The 15,988-nt window shown below is 53.3% G+C and carries 13 protein-coding genes; 3 read left to right on the forward strand and 10 right to left on the reverse strand.

The features are described from left to right. Window position 1: 1 nt before the first annotated feature. Genes dmpG through ACRRUX_RS19165 form a run of 4 tightly spaced genes read right to left on the reverse strand, consistent with a single transcriptional unit; the run spans window position 2 to window position 3,741 of the window. Window positions 2–1,039 (reverse strand): 4-hydroxy-2-oxovalerate aldolase, encoded by a 1,038-nt coding sequence (dmpG, locus tag ACRRUX_RS19150; RefSeq protein WP_432533548.1) that lies wholly within the window; start codon window positions 1,037–1,039, stop codon window positions 2–4. 11 nt (window positions 1,040–1,050) lie between these two features. Continuing rightward, the gene (locus ACRRUX_RS19155) at window positions 1,051–1,935 is read right to left on the reverse strand and encodes an acetaldehyde dehydrogenase (acetylating) (protein WP_432533551.1); all 885 of its coding nucleotides are present in this window, start codon (window positions 1,933–1,935) and stop codon (window positions 1,051–1,053) included. A gap of 43 nt (window positions 1,936–1,978) precedes the next feature. Next, window positions 1,979–2,776: a fumarylacetoacetate hydrolase family protein gene (locus tag ACRRUX_RS19160; protein ID WP_432533554.1), complete on the reverse strand. Its 798-nt coding sequence runs from the start codon at window positions 2,774–2,776 to the stop codon at window positions 1,979–1,981. Then, window positions 2,776–3,741, reverse strand: a complete 966-nt coding sequence (locus tag ACRRUX_RS19165) for a flavin reductase (RefSeq protein ID WP_432533557.1) — start codon at window positions 3,739–3,741, stop codon at window positions 2,776–2,778. The genes ACRRUX_RS19160 and ACRRUX_RS19165 overlap by 1 nt, the downstream gene beginning before the upstream one ends. A gap of 398 nt (window positions 3,742–4,139) precedes the next feature. Between ACRRUX_RS19165 and ACRRUX_RS19170 the strand changes: the two genes are divergently transcribed. Beyond that, on the forward strand, window positions 4,140–5,630 hold the full coding sequence (locus tag ACRRUX_RS19170; protein ID WP_432533560.1) for a coniferyl aldehyde dehydrogenase: 1,491 nt from the start codon (window positions 4,140–4,142) through the stop codon (window positions 5,628–5,630). Between the two features lie 63 nt (window positions 5,631–5,693). Here the strand turns inward: ACRRUX_RS19170 and ACRRUX_RS19175 are convergent, their stop codons facing one another. From ACRRUX_RS19175 to sppA, 3 genes are all read right to left on the reverse strand, one after another. Then, the gene (locus tag ACRRUX_RS19175) at window positions 5,694–5,894 is read right to left on the reverse strand and encodes a hypothetical protein (RefSeq protein WP_432533563.1); all 201 of its coding nucleotides are present in this window, start codon (window positions 5,892–5,894) and stop codon (window positions 5,694–5,696) included. Window positions 5,895–6,006: 112 nt separating this feature from the next. Further along, a complete protein-coding gene (ansA, locus tag ACRRUX_RS19180; RefSeq protein WP_432533566.1) occupies window positions 6,007–7,017 on the reverse strand; it encodes an asparaginase in 1,011 nt (336 codons plus the stop codon). Window positions 7,018–7,148: 131 nt separating this feature from the next. After that, window positions 7,149–8,990: a signal peptide peptidase SppA gene (sppA, locus tag ACRRUX_RS19185; RefSeq protein ID WP_432533569.1), complete on the reverse strand. Its 1,842-nt coding sequence runs from the start codon at window positions 8,988–8,990 to the stop codon at window positions 7,149–7,151. A 183-nt stretch (window positions 8,991–9,173) separates the two neighbouring features. On the opposite strand from sppA, the gene ACRRUX_RS19190 reads away from it, so the two are divergent. Together ACRRUX_RS19190 and ACRRUX_RS19195 are read left to right on the forward strand one after the other, a co-directional pair. After that, a complete protein-coding gene (locus ACRRUX_RS19190) occupies window positions 9,174–11,222 on the forward strand; it encodes an FAD-dependent oxidoreductase (RefSeq protein WP_432533572.1) in 2,049 nt (682 codons plus the stop codon). A 36-nt stretch (window positions 11,223–11,258) separates the two neighbouring features. Beyond that, the gene (locus ACRRUX_RS19195; RefSeq protein WP_432533575.1) at window positions 11,259–11,732 is read left to right on the forward strand and encodes a YciI family protein; all 474 of its coding nucleotides are present in this window, start codon (window positions 11,259–11,261) and stop codon (window positions 11,730–11,732) included. A 118-nt stretch (window positions 11,733–11,850) separates the two neighbouring features. Here the strand turns inward: ACRRUX_RS19195 and yfaE are convergent, their stop codons facing one another. Genes yfaE through nrdA form a run of 3 tightly spaced genes read right to left on the reverse strand, consistent with a single transcriptional unit; the run spans window position 11,851 to window position 15,646 of the window. Then, window positions 11,851–12,198, reverse strand: a complete 348-nt coding sequence (yfaE, locus tag ACRRUX_RS19200) for a class I ribonucleotide reductase maintenance protein YfaE (protein WP_432533578.1) — start codon at window positions 12,196–12,198, stop codon at window positions 11,851–11,853. Further along, window positions 12,173–13,303: a class Ia ribonucleoside-diphosphate reductase subunit beta gene (gene nrdB, locus ACRRUX_RS19205; RefSeq protein WP_432533581.1), complete on the reverse strand. Its 1,131-nt coding sequence runs from the start codon at window positions 13,301–13,303 to the stop codon at window positions 12,173–12,175. The genes yfaE and nrdB overlap by 26 nt, the downstream gene beginning before the upstream one ends. A gap of 54 nt (window positions 13,304–13,357) precedes the next feature. Continuing rightward, complete coding sequence (gene nrdA / locus ACRRUX_RS19210; protein WP_432533584.1) at window positions 13,358–15,646, reverse strand: class 1a ribonucleoside-diphosphate reductase subunit alpha; 2,289 nt, start codon at window positions 15,644–15,646, stop codon at window positions 13,358–13,360. Between the last annotated feature and the right edge of the window lie 342 nt (window positions 15,647–15,988).

Consider the following 15,988-nt stretch of genomic DNA (forward strand, 5'->3'; position numbering starts at 1 on the left):
ATTAACCTGGCTGGTGGTGTTGACGTTGGTTGGCCATGGTCATGGCGGTATCGTCAATCATATCCTCCTGTCCGCCGACTGTGCCGCGTCTGCCCAGCTCCAGCAGAATATCCCGCGCCGGTACACCGTATTTTTTCTCGGCGCGCTGGGCAAACAGCAAAAAGGAGGAGTAGACACCGGCATAGCCCAGGGTCAGCGCATCCCTGTCGATGCGGATCGGCTGCTCCATCATGGGCACCACCAAATCTTCTGCTACATCCATCAGATCGTACAGTTTGATACCGTGATCAACCTGCATTCTTTCCAGCACAGCTACAAACACTTCCAGCGGCGTGTTGCCCGCGCCCGCACCAAGCCCGGCCACTGAGCCATCGATGCGGTCGGCACCGGCCGCCATGGCCGCCAGCGAGTTGGGAATGCTCATGCCCAGATTGTGATGGCCGTGGAAACCGATTTCTGTCTCTGGCCTGAGTTTATCCCGCAGCAAACTGATGCGGTCAGTGACATCCGCAGGCAACATATAACCTGCTGAGTCGGTGCAATAGATGCAGTTGGCACCGTAAGATTCCATCAGCAGCGCCTGCTCGACCAGCTTTTGGGGCGAAGCCATGTGCGCCATCATCAGAAATCCCACAGTATCGAGTCCCAGTGTGCGGGCAAGGCCGATGTGCTGGGCAGAAACATCGGCCTCAGTGCAGTGTGTCGCTACTCTGATGGTCCCAACGCCAAGTTCATGTGCCATGCGCAGATGATCCGCGGTGCCAATCCCCGGCAGCAGCAGGGCCGAGATTTTTGCCTGCGTCATCCTGGGGATCACGGCGCCGAGGTATTCTTCATCGCTGTGAGCCGGGAAGCCATAGTTGAGGGATGCGCCACCCAAACCATCGCCATGGGTGACTTCTATCAATGGAATACCGGCGCGATCAAGCCCACAGGCGACCCGCACCATTTCTTCAACGCTGATCTGATGGCGTTTGGCGTGCATGCCGTCACGCAGGGACATGTCGTGCAGTTTCACCCGCTTTGCAGTTAAATTCATGGTGCAATTCCTTACTGTTGAGCCAGCATGATATCGGCGAACATTTCCGCGGTGCGGGCCGCTGATGCCGTCATAATGTCCAGGTTGCCGGCGTAAGCAGGCAGGAAGTCGCCCAGCCCTTCGACTTCGAGAAATACCGACACTTTACGGCCGTCGAAAACCGGACCATTTTTCAGCTTGTAGCCCGGTACATACCGTTGTACTTCGGCAATCATCGCGTTTACTGAGGCTGTAATGGCCTGCTCATCGGGTGTTTCTTCGGTCAGGCAATGAATGGTATCGCGCATCAGCAGCGGCGGCTCTGCCGGGTTGATAATGATGATCGCCTTGCCTTTTGCCGCGCCGCCCACCTGCTCAACCGCGCTGGCCGTGGTGCGGGTAAACTCATCGATATTCTGGCGGGTGCCGGGGCCCACCGAGCGGGAGGAGACAGTGGCGACAATTTCGGCGTATTCCACCTGCTGAACCCTTGAGACCGCAGCCACCATGGGAATGGTGGCCTGGCCACCGCAGGTAACCATGTTGACATTGAGCGTGCCGGGCCTGAGGTTGTCGAGATTGACCGGCGGCACGCAGAAAGGGCCGATGGCCGCGGGCGTCAGATCGATCATTAATACACCCAGTTCATTGAGTTTCCGGGAGTTTTCAGCATGAACATAGGCAGAGGTCGCATCGAACGCGATGCGGATATCATCCTGCTGAATATGCGGCAGCAGGCCATCAACACCGTCTGCCGTGATTTTCAGTCCGGCCGATGCAGCGCGTTGCAGACCTTCTGACTCAGGGTCAATGCCCACCATCCATACCGGCTCGAGCACTTCGCTGCGCAGCAGCTTGTACATCAAATCTGTGCCTATGTTGCCCGAGCCTATCAGGGCGCACTTAATCTTGTTCATGCTCTATTCCTTGCAATAAGACCTGTTGATATTCAGACATCTGTCAGTCACAGAAACTCAGGTTGCAGTCGCCCAGTCCCTCGATGGTCATGGAAAAATGGTCTCCCGCAGCGACGTCAATCAGCGGGGCGAGGGCGCCGGAGAGGATAATTTCGCCTTTTTTGAAGGGAATACCATATTGCCCCAGCGTATTGGCCAGCCAGGCAACCGCCTGAGCAGGATGTCCCTGCACCGCGCTGCCAAGCCCGGTTCCAGCCAGTTTACCGTTGTGATACACACTCATTTGTGCCGCAGCCAAATCCAGTGCGCGCGGGCAACTGCGCTGCTTGCCGATGACAAACACGCCACAGGAGGCGTTGTCTGCCACCGTATCGATAATGGAGATGCGCCAGTTATCGATGCGTGAATCCACTATCTCAAAGCAGGGCGCGACCCAGTCAGTGGCATCCAGTACCTGCTCGGCGGTGATCCCGGGGCCGGTCAGATCCTGTTTTAAGCAAAACGCGATTTCGCCTTCGGCTCTGGGCTGAATCAGGCCTGCCTGACGGATGCTGATTTCCGCCCCGGCCGGGTAGTGCATGCGGTCAGTCAGAAAGCCAAAGTCCGGTTGATGGACATTCAGCATCTGCTGCACCACTTTGCTGGTGACGCCAATTTTTTTGCCTATGACCTGCTCGCCGCTGGCCTGACGCATCTTCAGGGTCTGCAGCGAAATCCGATATGCATCGTCTATGGTCAGCAGAGGCTGGCTGCCGATGATTGGCGCAATGGTGCGTCGATCTTTCAGCGCCTGGAACAGAATGGCGCCCCATTGTTCATGTTCAGTCATCGCGGTTTTCATCAGCGGCCGCTCCAGAGATCCGGCAGGCCGGGGTCGGTTTGACGGATAAGGCGTTTAAGCAGAAGTTTGAGGGCGGTGACATCGCCGCGACCGATTTCATCCACCAGATCATCTTCGATGGCTTTGGCCTGTGCAATCTGCCCCAAACACGCCTGATGCCCCTCCTGAGTCAGCTGATAGTGCTCGTCTTCGATGTTGACCAGTGCGGCCTGTTCAAGTTGCTGCATATGCTCATGCTCAAGCACATGACCTGTGTAGCTGATGTGGGCATTCAACCCGGCCAAATCCAGTTTTCCCTGAATGGACAGCACTGACAGCGCGAAAAAGTGCGCCGTGCCCAGGCCGAATTTGGCCAGCTCCTGCTGCATTTTCTGCATCATCTGGAAGTGCGCCCGTCCCAGCAGATAGCCCAGCAGATCTTCTGTGTAGCAGCAGTCCAGTGGTGCCTGTATGTCACTCAGTGTTACCGCTTCTCGGGGCTTGCGGGCCGTCAGTGCATACTGGCCACTCTGGAATACCAAAGGCGGCAATTCACTGTGATCGAAATCCAGTACTTCGCCGATGAAGATCAGATGGTCGCCGCCATCATGAACAAAGGCGGTGCGGCACTGAAATCTGGCGCTGCACTGACCGATCAGGGGCGCACTGGTTTTTCCCTCATCCAGCATCAGCCCCTGAAATTTGTCTTCGCCTTTTGCCGCAAAGCGGTTGGACAGTTCCTGCTGATCCATCGACAACACATGCACATTCCAGTGCTCCGCGGCGGTGAACACAGGTACACTCAGGGCGCTTTTGGCCAGACTCCAGAGCACCAGCGGCGGCTCAAGCGATACGGAATTGAAACTGTTGGCGGTCAGTCCCACAGGGGTGCCGTCCTGGGCGCGGGTGGTGATAATGGTCACCCCGGTTGTAAAAGTGCCCAAGGCGCTGCGCAGCGCCCGGGGATCCAGGTTGGACTGGGTCATCAAAAACTCCTTGCTGGCCACTTGGGTGCCATGTTGTCAGGGCTGTCGTTTCTGCGCCTGATCACCCGCCAGAGAGGATAAGCAGGCGGGAAGGCGGGATAGGATGTCAGTATCGGTACAAGTGATTGGCTGACCATCGTCGATTTGGACTAACCTAGCTGTCCCGGCGGTTTTTCGCTGCGTGATGCCATGGTCTTAATGACCAGCGATAATGGGTGACTCAAATAAATTGCCGCGCTGTTGAGTCAGGTCGAGGAATACTGGGGTTGGCATTTGCATTGACTTTGGATGGCAATGGCAGAACCAGCACTATGGGGTTGGTCCGTTTGGACCATGTCTTATTGACCGTAAGCGGGTAAACAAGAGTCCATATTTCTTTGTTTTATGGATCTGAACTTATGTCAGTCAATCAGATGGGTACCTCTATCGAAGCGCTTAACCGGCAGCTGACCACTCAGCGGCAGGCACACCGGAAAATGCCGGTCACTGATGCAGCACAACGTCGGGCGCAGATCCAGTCTGTCATCGATATGTTGGTGGCGGGGCACTGCCGGCTGGTGGATGCCATGGAAACTGATTTTGGCGGTCGCCACCGTGGTTTTTCCCTGATGAATGATATTCTTGGGTCAATGGCATCGCTTAAGCATACCCGGGACAATCTGGGTCAATGGATGACACTTCAGCAGCGGCCGGTATTCTCCCCCTATGACCAACTGGGTGCCAGCGCTGAAGTGCGCTTTCAGGCCAAAGGTGTGGTGGGGATTATGGGTACCTGGAATGCCCCCATTTATACTTTGCTCAGTCCGCTGGCCTGCGTATTGGGCGCCGGCAATCGCGCTATCCTCAAACCCTCTGAGCTGACGCCCTGTACTGCCGAGGTATTGGCTGAATTGATTGCCCTGCACCTGGACCCTGAATGGATCAGCACAGTGAATGGCGGCCCTGAGCTTGGCGCCGCGTTTGCCGGTGCCGGTTTTGATCATCTGATGTTTACCGGCTCAGGTGAAGTTGGCAAAAAGGTGATGACTGCCGCGGCCCAGCAGTTGACGCCTGTGACTCTGGAACTTGGCGGTAAATCGCCGGCGATTATCTCCCGTCAGGGTGACATGATGGAATACTGTCGCCGTCTGGCGATAGCCAAAGGCACCAATGGCGGTCAGATTTGTGTCAGCCCGGACATTCTGTATGTACCGGTTGAGTCGAAAGATGCTGTCATTGATGCGCTGCTGAATCAGTTCCGTCGTCTTTATCCGACTGTCACCGGCAATGGGGATCTGACCCCCATCATCAATGACAGGCACCTGGAGCGTATCGAATCATTGCTGGCGGATGCACGGGACAGAGGGATTACATTGATATCCAGTCATGGTGATGAGGTAGGGGCTGATCGCCGTTTGGGATTAACTCTGGTGCTTGAGCCTGCCGCTGACGCCAAAGTCATGCAGCAGGAGATATTCGGGCCGCTGTTAATCATCAAAGGATATCAGCAGATCAGCGAAGTCATTGAAGATATCAATTCCCGCTCAAATCCGCTGGCGTTGTATTGGTTTGGTGACAGTGACAGTAGCGGAAATGTTGGCAGCGGTGAGGAACGTGACGGTAACCATGTCTTTGCCAGCGAGCTTGAGCTGGTGCTGGCAATGACCCGCAGTGGCGGTGTTACCGTAAATGACGCACTGCTGCATGCTGCCATGCACGATGCGCCTTTTGGCGGCACAGGTCATTCAGGCATGGGGCATTATCACGGCCGGGAAGGCTTTTTGACTTTCAGTCATATGAAAACTGTGTTGACGTCGCCGGGTTGGGACCCCAGAGCTGAGTGGGGCATGTTGCCGCCTTATCATGAGGGTTTCGAAGCCGTGATGGCCTCTCAGGTGGTTGCTGATTGATGTTTACCGGTGCGGCAACTGATTGAATAGGTCTTTGAAAGCACCGGTGCTACCAGACAGCAGTTACTGGCTCTCTGACTTGTACTCAGTATTGGCTTTGGCCATCACAACAATATCCAGCAGGGTGATGAGCAATATGGTCAGACAGACGGTACTGATAGCGCCACTGATGAAATCCGGCAGGCTAAACACCCCGAACTCTGTGATGGTCAGCGCCGCCGCGCTGAGCAAGGTCGCAAGTAACAGCAGAGTATTTCGTTGCATGAAGTTCAATCCCTGACTGGACATAACTTCAGTGTAGTTCAGTGGCAAAAAGGGCAGCGAATCGCTGCCCTTGCTTTTACTTCTGGGGAACTTGAAAGTGAAATTTCAATAATTATTCAGTCAGTTCGCCGGCCAGATTAAGTTGCATCTGACGTTTGATTTCATCCGGTGGCAAATCTTTTCCCAGCAAATAATGCAATTTCGCCAGCGCGGCTTCAATGGTCATGTCGGCACCGCTGATCACCCCATTGCGCTTGAGGCCCGTGCCGGTCGCGTAACCTGACATGTTGACCCGTCCCTGGAAGCACTGGGTGAGGTTCACCAGTACAATTCCACGCTCATCGGCTTCTTTCAGGGTTTGCAGCAACGCTGGATCTTCCGGCGCATTCCCCACACCAAAGGTCAGCAAAATAAGTGCCTTAACCGGTTGCTGCAGAATATTGACGAAAATCTCAGTGGAAATGCCGGGATACAGGGTGACCACACCTATGGGTTGAGGTCTGACACAGGCCACTTCCAGCGGCTTGTTGCTGGGCTGGCAGACCACGCCTTTTTTCAGGCTGATTTTAATACCGGCTTCGGCCAGCATTGGGAAGTTGGGGGAGGCGAACGCATCAAATCCATCGGCGTGGGCTTTGGTAGAGCGGTTGCCACGGAACAGTTTGTTGTTGAAATACAGGCAGACTTCGGCGATGGGATAGTGTGCGGCCAGATACAGTGAATTCAGCAGGTTGGTTTGACCGTCGGAGCGCAACTGACTGAGCGGGATCTGCGAACCCGTAACTATGACGGGTTTGGATAGCCCCTGCAGCATAAATGACAGCGCTGATGCGGTGTAGGCCATGGTATCAGTGCCATGCAGAATCACAAATCCATCATATTTGTCATAGTTAGCTTTGATGTCATTGGCGATTTGCTGCCAGTCCGTTGGCTTCATATTGGAGGAGTCGATGAGTGGACTGTATTCCTGGATCACGAAGTTGGGCATCTCTTCGTGATAGAACTCAGGCATGGCCTGAATACACTCAGTCAGGAATCCTGAAGCCGGCACAAACCCGATATCGGTTTTTTTCATCCCTATGGTGCCGCCTGTGTAGGCGATATAGATATTTGCTTTGCTCATGGTGTTGTGTAGGGGAAGACTGGTGACGGCAAGTATAGCGGAAAGATAAGTTTACTTAAATCTTTGTGAATGAGAGGTTTTCACCTGAGTGTTAAGTCAAAGCCCGGCAATCATGCCGGGCTTGAGCTCAATCAGTCGTTGCAGGTATCGCAGTAAAGGTAAATGCCATTGGGGTCGTTGAAGCTGTCCAGCAGACTGATCTCCAGTTTGGCCTGATTGATCAACTGTTCCAGCAGCCCTGAATCTGCCCGCAGATCCGGTAACCAACCGGATGCGGCACCAAACAGTTGCTGGATAAATAGCTGCTCGGCTGACAATTCCTGTTCAAACAAATGGGTGTCGTATTGGCTTAAACCAGCAAGTTCTGCGGCTTTGGCGACGGCCTGCTGCATATCACCAAGCTCATCTACCAGCCCTAACTCCAGTGCTTTGACACCTGTCCACACCCGGCCCTGAGCGATTTTATCCACGTCCTGCGGTGACATGCCCCGGCCGCTGGCAACGATATTGATAAACTCCTGATAGCCGCGCTCTATCCCTCTTTGAATCACTGCACTGACCTGAGGCGACAGGGCCCGGGTGACCGACAGACCGGCCCAGTCGGACGTGGCCACGCCATCGGTATAAATGCCGAGATTAGCCAGTGTTTTCTCAAAGGTGGTGATCATGCCAAATATACCAATTGAGCCGGTAATGGTGGTTGGCGTGGCAAAAATATAATCGGCATCGGCGGAGATCCAGTACCCCCCTGATGCTGCAACGCTGCCCATGCTGATCACCACAGGCTTATTGGCCTTTTGCAGTGCCAGCACTTCCTGACGGATTTGCTCAGAGGCAAATGCACTGCCTCCGGGGCTGTCCACTCTCAGTACTACTGCCTTGATATCATCGTCATATCGGGCTTTACGCAGCAGGGCAGAGGTGCTTTCCCCCCCAATTTCACCCGGTTGTTGATAGCCGTTGAGAATTTTGCCCTTGGCGACAATCACGCCTATGTTTTGCTCGCTCAGTGGCAGACTCGGCTGTTTCATCAAGGCCAGATAGTCATCAAAATGCACCTGGCGGAAACTGTGGTGCTCTTTATCTTCAGGCAGCAGTTGTTTCATCTCTTCGCGAAAACCATCGCGGGTCACCAGTTTATCTACCCAACCGAGATTGATGGCAACCTGAGCCGGCTGGCCATTGGCCTTGTCCAGCTGCGCCAGATAATCTTCAGCGCTGAGCGACAGCTGATCTGGCTGCAACTGGCGGTTGACTGCCACTGTGTCCGAATAGGATTGCCATAAACCATTCAGCAGTGCTGTGTTGGCCTCTTTGGCTGCTGGCGACATATCATCGCGAAGGAATGGCTCAACCGCTGACTTGTAGGTTCCGACCCTGAATACGTGAGTTTGCACATCCAGTTTTTCCAGCGCACTTTTGAAATACATCTGGTAGCTGGAGAGGCCATCTATCATCACGCCGCCCTGTGGGTTGAGATAGATTTTATCAGCATAACTGGCCAGCAAATATTGCTGCTGATCGAAGAAATTACCGTAGGCAAATACCTGTTTGCCTGAGGCTCGAAATTCGTTCAGTGCTTCGCCAATGACCTGCAATTTACTCATACCGGCACGGCGCAAATCCGGCAGCACCAACACGATGGCCTTGATCCGGCTGTCTACTTCGGCGTTATGTATGGTATCGAGCACATCTGCCAGCAGGATTTCGTGCTCATCGGGATTATTCTTGCCCTGACTGAACAATGCTTCGATGGGGTCCACATAGCGCTTCTGATCCACAATCGAACCGGAAAGCTCCAGCACCAATGCGGTATCCGGCTTAACGCTGACCGGCTCTTCTTCGGTCATTGCCACTATCAAAGCTGCCAGCAGTCCAAAGACCAGAAGATTCAATATAAGTTTGCGCAGGCCGTTTACCGTGCGCCACAGTCCGACAAAAATACGTCGAATAACAGATGGTTTCGTCGACATCCACAGTCGCTCCTCAAAATAACTCTCGGGCTTATGCTAACTCAGATCCCCGGAATCCGCGCCTCTCATTTGTAAAGTAATTTAACAATCATGGTGCAGTGAGATGTTGAGCTCATTTCTGCCTCAGGGTATGCTGCGTTAAATCACATGTTTTAAAAGGGTGTTTGAATGCCGGCAGAGCAAATGATAACAACGCAGGGATCTGCGGATACTCCCTATCCACATTTACTTTCATCACTGGATCTGGGCTTTACCACCCTGAAAAACCGGGTGTTGATGGGGTCCATGCACACCGGGCTTGAAGAGGAGAAAGGTGGTTTTGAAAAACTAGCGGCGTTCTACCGCGAGCGGACAGAAGGTGGGGTCGGTTTGATTGTGACCGGGGGCATCTCCCCCAACTTGCGCGGCCGTTTGGCACCCCATGCGTCGCAGTTGAGCTTTCCCTGGCAGGTCAGTAAACATCAGATAGTGACCGACGCAGTGCATCAAGCCGGTGGCAAAATCTGTATGCAAATCCTGCATGCGGGACGTTACGGCTATCATCCGTTTTCCCAGGCTCCGAGCGCCATTAAAGCGCCGATTACTCCTTTCAAACCCTGGGCCATGGCGTCCTGGCAGGTGAAACGGACCATCAGCGCCTATATTCGCTGCGCCAGACTGGCAAAAGAAGCCGGTTATGACGGTGTGGAAGTGATGGGCTCTGAAGGGTATCTGATCAATCAGTTCATCAGTGCCCGCACCAACAAACGCAGCGATGAATGGGGTGGCAGTTTTGAAAATCGCTGTCGCTTGGCACTGGAAATTGTCAAAGGTATCCGGGCAAAAGTTGGCCGCGATTTTATTATTATCTTCCGTCTGTCCATGCTGGATTTGGTTGATGAAGGCTCGAGCTGGGATGAAGTCGTACAGCTGGCCAAGTGGCTGGAATCAGCGGGTGTAACCCTCATTAATACCGGCATTGGCTGGCACGAAGCGCGCATTCCCACCATTGTCACCTCTGTGCCCCGCGCGGCCTTTGCCTGGGTGACAGAAAAGCTGAAAAGCGAGGTGTCGGTGCCGCTGGTGGCCACCAATCGCATTAATATGCCGAATGTCGCAGAGCATATTCTGGCTTCCGGTCAGGCCGATATGGTGTCGATGGCGCGGCCGTTTCTGGCCGATCCTGAGTTGGTCAACAAGGCTGCGTCTGGTCGTGCAGATCTGATTAATACCTGTATCGGCTGTAATCAGGCTTGTCTGGATCATACCTTCTCGATGAAACGGGCGACCTGCCTGGTGAATCCGCGCGCCTGCTTTGAAACCGAACTTAATTTTACGCCGGCTCAGATCAAAAAACGCCTTGCTGTGATAGGCGCAGGACCTGCCGGCATGGCTTTTGCTGTTTATGCTGCGCAGCGCGGCCATGACGTGGTGGTGTTTGAGGCCAGAGGCGAGGTCGGCGGTCAGTTCAATCTGGCCAGTAAAATTCCCGGTAAAGAGGAGTTTGATGAGACGATTCGTTATTTCGATGCTCAGTTCAAGGCGCTGGGGATCAGCTTGAAACTCAATACCCGTTTTACCGCCGAGACGCTGCAGCATGAAACCTTTGATGAAGTCATTTTGGCAAGTGGTGTGGTACCGCGTAAGGTCAATGTCCCCGGCTTTGATTCTCCCCGGGTAGTGACTTATCAGCAGGTGCTCAGAGGTGAGGTTGATGTTGGTCACAAGGTCGCCCTGATTGGCGCAGGTGGCATCGGTTTTGATATGGCCCATTACCTGTGTGAATCGGTCTCCAGTACGGTTAACCCGGATGTTTGGTATCGTCAATGGGGCGTGGATACCGGCTATCAACACCGCGGCGGATTGATGGAGCCGGTGCCCGGCGAGCATGTACCACTCAGGCAGGTGTATCTGCTGCAGCGGAAAACCTCGAAAATTGGTCAGGGACTGGGCAAAACCAGTGGCTGGGTGCACCGCAGTGTTATCAAGCAGCATGGGGTGATCACCAAAACCGGTGTGAGTTATGAAAAGCTGGATGAGCAGGGGTTGCACATCCATATCGGCGAGGCCGCTGAGGTATTGCCTGTAGATACGGTGGTACTGTGCGCCGGACAAGAATCCAATCGCGAACTGGAAGCTGAGTTGCGCGCCACCGGACTTCCGGTACATTTAATAGGTGGCGTAGATGTAGCCGCCGAACTGGATGCCAAACGCGCGATCCGTCAGGGCGCCGAGTTGGCCGCGCAAATATAATCCCGCCTGCTCCTGCAGGTCGGTCTGCAGGAGCTTATGATGAAACGACTCTGGTTATCGTTATCCCTGCTGGTGCTGCTTGTCAGTATGGTCAGCAGCCTTTCTGTGCCTGGCGCTCAGGCCGGCGACTTCAATCCTGAATTGGCGGCGCAAACCGGGGCGGATGACTATGGCATGAAATCTTATGTCATGGCATTTCTCAAAGCCGGTCCCAACCGTGAGGGTACAGAAGCGAAAAAGGCTGAATTGCAGCGCGCCCATCTGGACAATATCAAACGTCTTGCCGATGAAGGCCTGTTGGTGCCGGCCGGGCCTTTTCTGGACGATGGTGTGCTCAGGGGGATCTACATTTTCAATGTTGCCGATATTGACACAGCGAAAAAGCTGACTGAGTCAGATCCCGCAATTCAGGCGGGCAGTCTGGTTATGGAGTTACATCCCTGGTATGGCTCGGCGGCTCTGATGCAAATCAATCAGTTACACAGCCAGTTGGCCAGGAAGGGGATTTAACCGTGAACATGGCAGTGACAAAAACAGCAGAGACAACATGAAGTGAATACAACACTGACAACATCTGTCACCCGGAAATGACAAGCTGCCATCAACCGGGTGCAGATGAACGTTACTCTCAGTCCTGCAACAGCGTTTTACGTAGCTGGTGAGGAGGGCGGGTAATGACCTGAACGCCTTGTGAAGACAGGTCGAGATTGACATTGCTGTCCGGCACACAGCAGCAGGGCAGACATTCGTCCGCTGCCAGTGACGCCAGTGGTGGCGTCAGGTAGGTCACCTTGCCAGCCAGCAGGCGTGTCTTGCACGCGCCGCAATAACCACTGCGGCACTCAGAGAAAATCTTAATCTTTTTGAATTCGAGCGCTTCCAGCAAGGTGCTGTGCTGCTGATTAAACAGCAGCACAGGCTGGCCTTGTAGGCTGACGATGGGGTCTTTTTTAAAGATCAAAGTCAAGGAACTCATTTTCATCGATGGAAGAGTCAATCTGACCCACCAGGTAAGAGGAGACTTCCACTTCCTGCGGGGCGACCTGCACTGAATCACTTTCCAGCCAGTTTTTCATCCATGGCAGTGGGTTACTTACCTCTGTGTATGGCAGGGGCAGGTTAACGGCCTTCATACGTTCATTGGTGATGTATTCCACATACTGACACAGGATATTTTCGTTCAGGCCAATCATGGAGCCGTCCTTAAACAGGTACTTGGCCCACTCTTTTTCCTGCTCGGCGGCGCGGACAAACAGGTCGTAACACTCGGAGTAACATTCGATGGCAATCTCTTCCATCTCAGGATCATCCTTGCCGGACTGCATCAGACTCAGAATATGCTGAGTGCCGTTCAGGTGCAGGGCTTCGTCACGGGCGATCAGACGAATAATCTTGGCATTCCCTTCCATCAGCTTGCGCTCGGCAAAGGCGAAAGAGCAGGCAAAACTGACATAGAAACGGATGGCTTCCAGTGCGTTCACTGACATCATGCACAGATACAGTTGCTTTTTCAGCGCCCGCAGTGACACCGTGATCTCTTCACCATCAATCCTGTGAGTACCTTCACCGTGCAGTTCGAATACCTGAGTCATACGAATAAGTTTGTCGTAATACTCAGAGATATCCGCCGCCCGCTTGAGGATGTGCTCGTTCACTACGATATCGTCAAAAATCTTGCTGGGATCGTTGACGATATTACGGATGATGTGCGTGTAGGAGCGCGAGTGAATGGTCTCGGAAAATGACCAGGTTTCAATCCAGGTTTCCAACTCAGGCAAAGACACCAGTGGCAAAAATGCCACGTTGGGGCTGCGACCCTGAATGGAGTCCAGCAGCGTCTGATACTTGAGGTTGGAAATAAAGATATGCTGCTCGTGGTCTGGCAGCTTGTTAAAGTCGATTTTGTCGCGGCTTACATCAACTTCTTCCGGACGCCAGAAGAAGGACAACTGCTTTTCAATCAGCTTTTCAAAGACTTCATACTTTTGTTGGTCATAGCGCGCGACGTTCACCGGTTGGCCAAAGAACATGGGTTCTTTGGTGGCATCGTTGGGTGTTTGACAAAAAGTTGAATAAGTCATGGTGTCTTCCTGATAACGGGGGCCCAAGGCCCCAACAAACTCACTGGGTGATGATTAGATCTTACAGGCGCCGCCTGCACAGCCATCATCTTCCTTCTCAAGGGTTGTCAGACCATCTAGCTTGTCTGAGGCGCCATCGCGGGTGTTGTGATAGTACAGAGTCTTCACACCCAGTTTGTATGCGGTCAGCAAATCTTTCAGCAGCTGCTGCATGGGGACTTTATGGCCGGTAAAGCGGCTTGGGTCATAATTGGTATTCGCAGAAATCGCCTGATCCACGAACTTCTGCATGATACCCACCAGTTGCAGATAGCCTTCATTGCCCGGCATTTGCCACAGGAGTTCATATTTGTCTTTCAGCTCATCAAAATCCGGCACGACTTGCTTAAGCTGACCATCTTTACTGGCTTTGACGCTGATAAGACCGCGGGGCGGCTCAATGCCGTTAGTGGCATTGGAGATCTGCGATGACGTCTCTGACGGCATCAATGCCGACAGGGTTGAGTTACGCAGGCCATATTGCATGATGTCCTGACGCAGGGTTTCCCAGTCCAGGTGCAGTGGCTCATTGCAGTACTCATCCAGTGCCGACTTATAAGTGTCAATCGGCAGAATGCCCTGAGAGTAAGTGGTCTCGTTAAAGGCAGGGCAGGCGCCTTGCTCTTTGGCCAGCTCCATCGACGCCTTCAGCAGATAGTACTGAATCGCTTCAAAGGTTTTGTGAGTCAGGTTGTTACCACTGCCGTCAGAGTACTTCACACCGTTCTTGGCCAGATAGTTGGCGAAGTTAATCACACCAATACCCAGAGTACGACGGTTCATGGACGCAATATGTGCGGCCTTGATGGGGTAATCCTGATAATCCAGCAGGTTGTCCAGTGCACGTACTGCCAGTGCCGCCAGGTGCTCCAGCTCATCCAGGCTCTCAATGGCGCCCAGGTTCAAAGCAGACAGGGTACACAGGGCGATTTCACCGGTTTCATCGTCGATGTTGTTCATCGGCTTGGTTGGCAGCGCAATTTCCAGACACAGGTTGGACTGACGGATTGGTGCAACCTTGGCATCGAACGGACTGTGAGTGTTACAGTGATCCACGTTCTGGATATAGATACGACCGGTTGAGGCGCGTTCCTGCATCATCAGCGAAAACAGCTCAGACGCTCTGAGGGTCTTCTTGCGAATACTGCTGTCCTGCTCATAGAGTTCATACAGACGCTCGAATTCATCCTGATCTTCAAAGAAGGCATCATACAGGCCCGGTACGTCAGAGGGACTGAACAGCGTAATGTTGCCGCCTTTGATCAGACGGGTGTACATCAGCTTGTTGAGCTGCACGCCGTAATCCAGATGACGGATACGGTTGTCTTCAACACCTCGGTTGTTCTTCAGAACCAGCAGTGATTCTACTTCCAGGTGCCACATAGGGTAGAACAGGGTCGCTGCACCACCACGCACGCCGCCCTGAGAGCAGGACTTCACCGCAGTCTGGAAATACTTATAGAATGGAATACAGCCGGTGTGGAAGGCTTCACCACCACGAATTGGACTGCCCAGAGCGCGGATACGGCCGGCATTGACGCCGATACCGGCGCGCTGACTCACATACTTCACAATCGAAGAGGCGGTCGCATTGATGGAGTCCAGGCTGTCACCACACTCGATCAGCACACAGGAGCTGAACTGACGGGTAGGGGTGCGCACGCCGGACATGATTGGCGTCGGCAGTGAAATCTTGAAGGTCGATACCGCATCATAGAAGTCTTTGATGTACTGCAGGCGGGTCTCGCGCGGATAACCCGCAAACAGACAGGCGGCCACCAGAATATACAGGAACTGGGCGCTTTCATAGACTTCGCCGGTGACCCGGTTTTGCACCAGATACTTGCCTTCCAGCTGCTTGACTGCTGCGTAAGAGAAGGTCAGATCGCGGCTGTGATCTATGTAAGAGTCCATCAGATCCAGCTCTTCCCTGCTGTAATCTTCCAGTATGTGTTTGTCGTACTTGCCCAGATCGACCAAGCGGGTGACATGGTCAAACAGTGCCGGTGGTTCAAATTGACCATAGGCTTTCTTGCGCAGATGGAAAATTGCCAGTCGCGCAGCCAGGAATTGATAATCCGGTGACTCCGGAGAGATCAGGTCAGCAGCGGCCTTGATAATGGTCTCATGGATAGCTTCGGTGGGAATACCGTCATAAAACTGCAGATGTGAGCGCAGTTCTACTTCGGAAACAGATACCTTGTCTAATCCTTTAGCTGCCCAGGTAACAACGCGGTGGATTTTATCGAGATCGATATTTTCACGCTCTCCACTGCGTTTAGTGACTGTCATATTGCTATTCATTGAAAATAGGCCCTGATGTAATAGACATAAAACACCCTTGCATGTCGCTACTGCTGAAACTCTGAACGCTGATTTGCCGCTGAGGCTGAAGGGGGCGAGAAAGACTGTCAGCGCGCCGCACTCCCGGCTTTTTGTGAGCCGTGTTATTAGTGTCCAGTTTTCAAGCGACACACAATATATGGTGTCAATTTGAAACTTAACTACAAGATAGTGAGGTGAGGCCACTTTTGCAAGTTGCAAATCAGGTGACATCCTGTGGATAATGTGAGGATAAATAAGCGGTGTAAGCGGGGGCTAACCCCGCAGGCAAATAGCTTTAAGTATTTCTGATTTGCTGGTGAA

The sequence above is a fragment of the Shewanella sp. GXUN23E genome, from assembly GCF_050865035.1.
Lineage (GTDB): Bacteria > Pseudomonadota > Gammaproteobacteria > Enterobacterales > Shewanellaceae > Shewanella.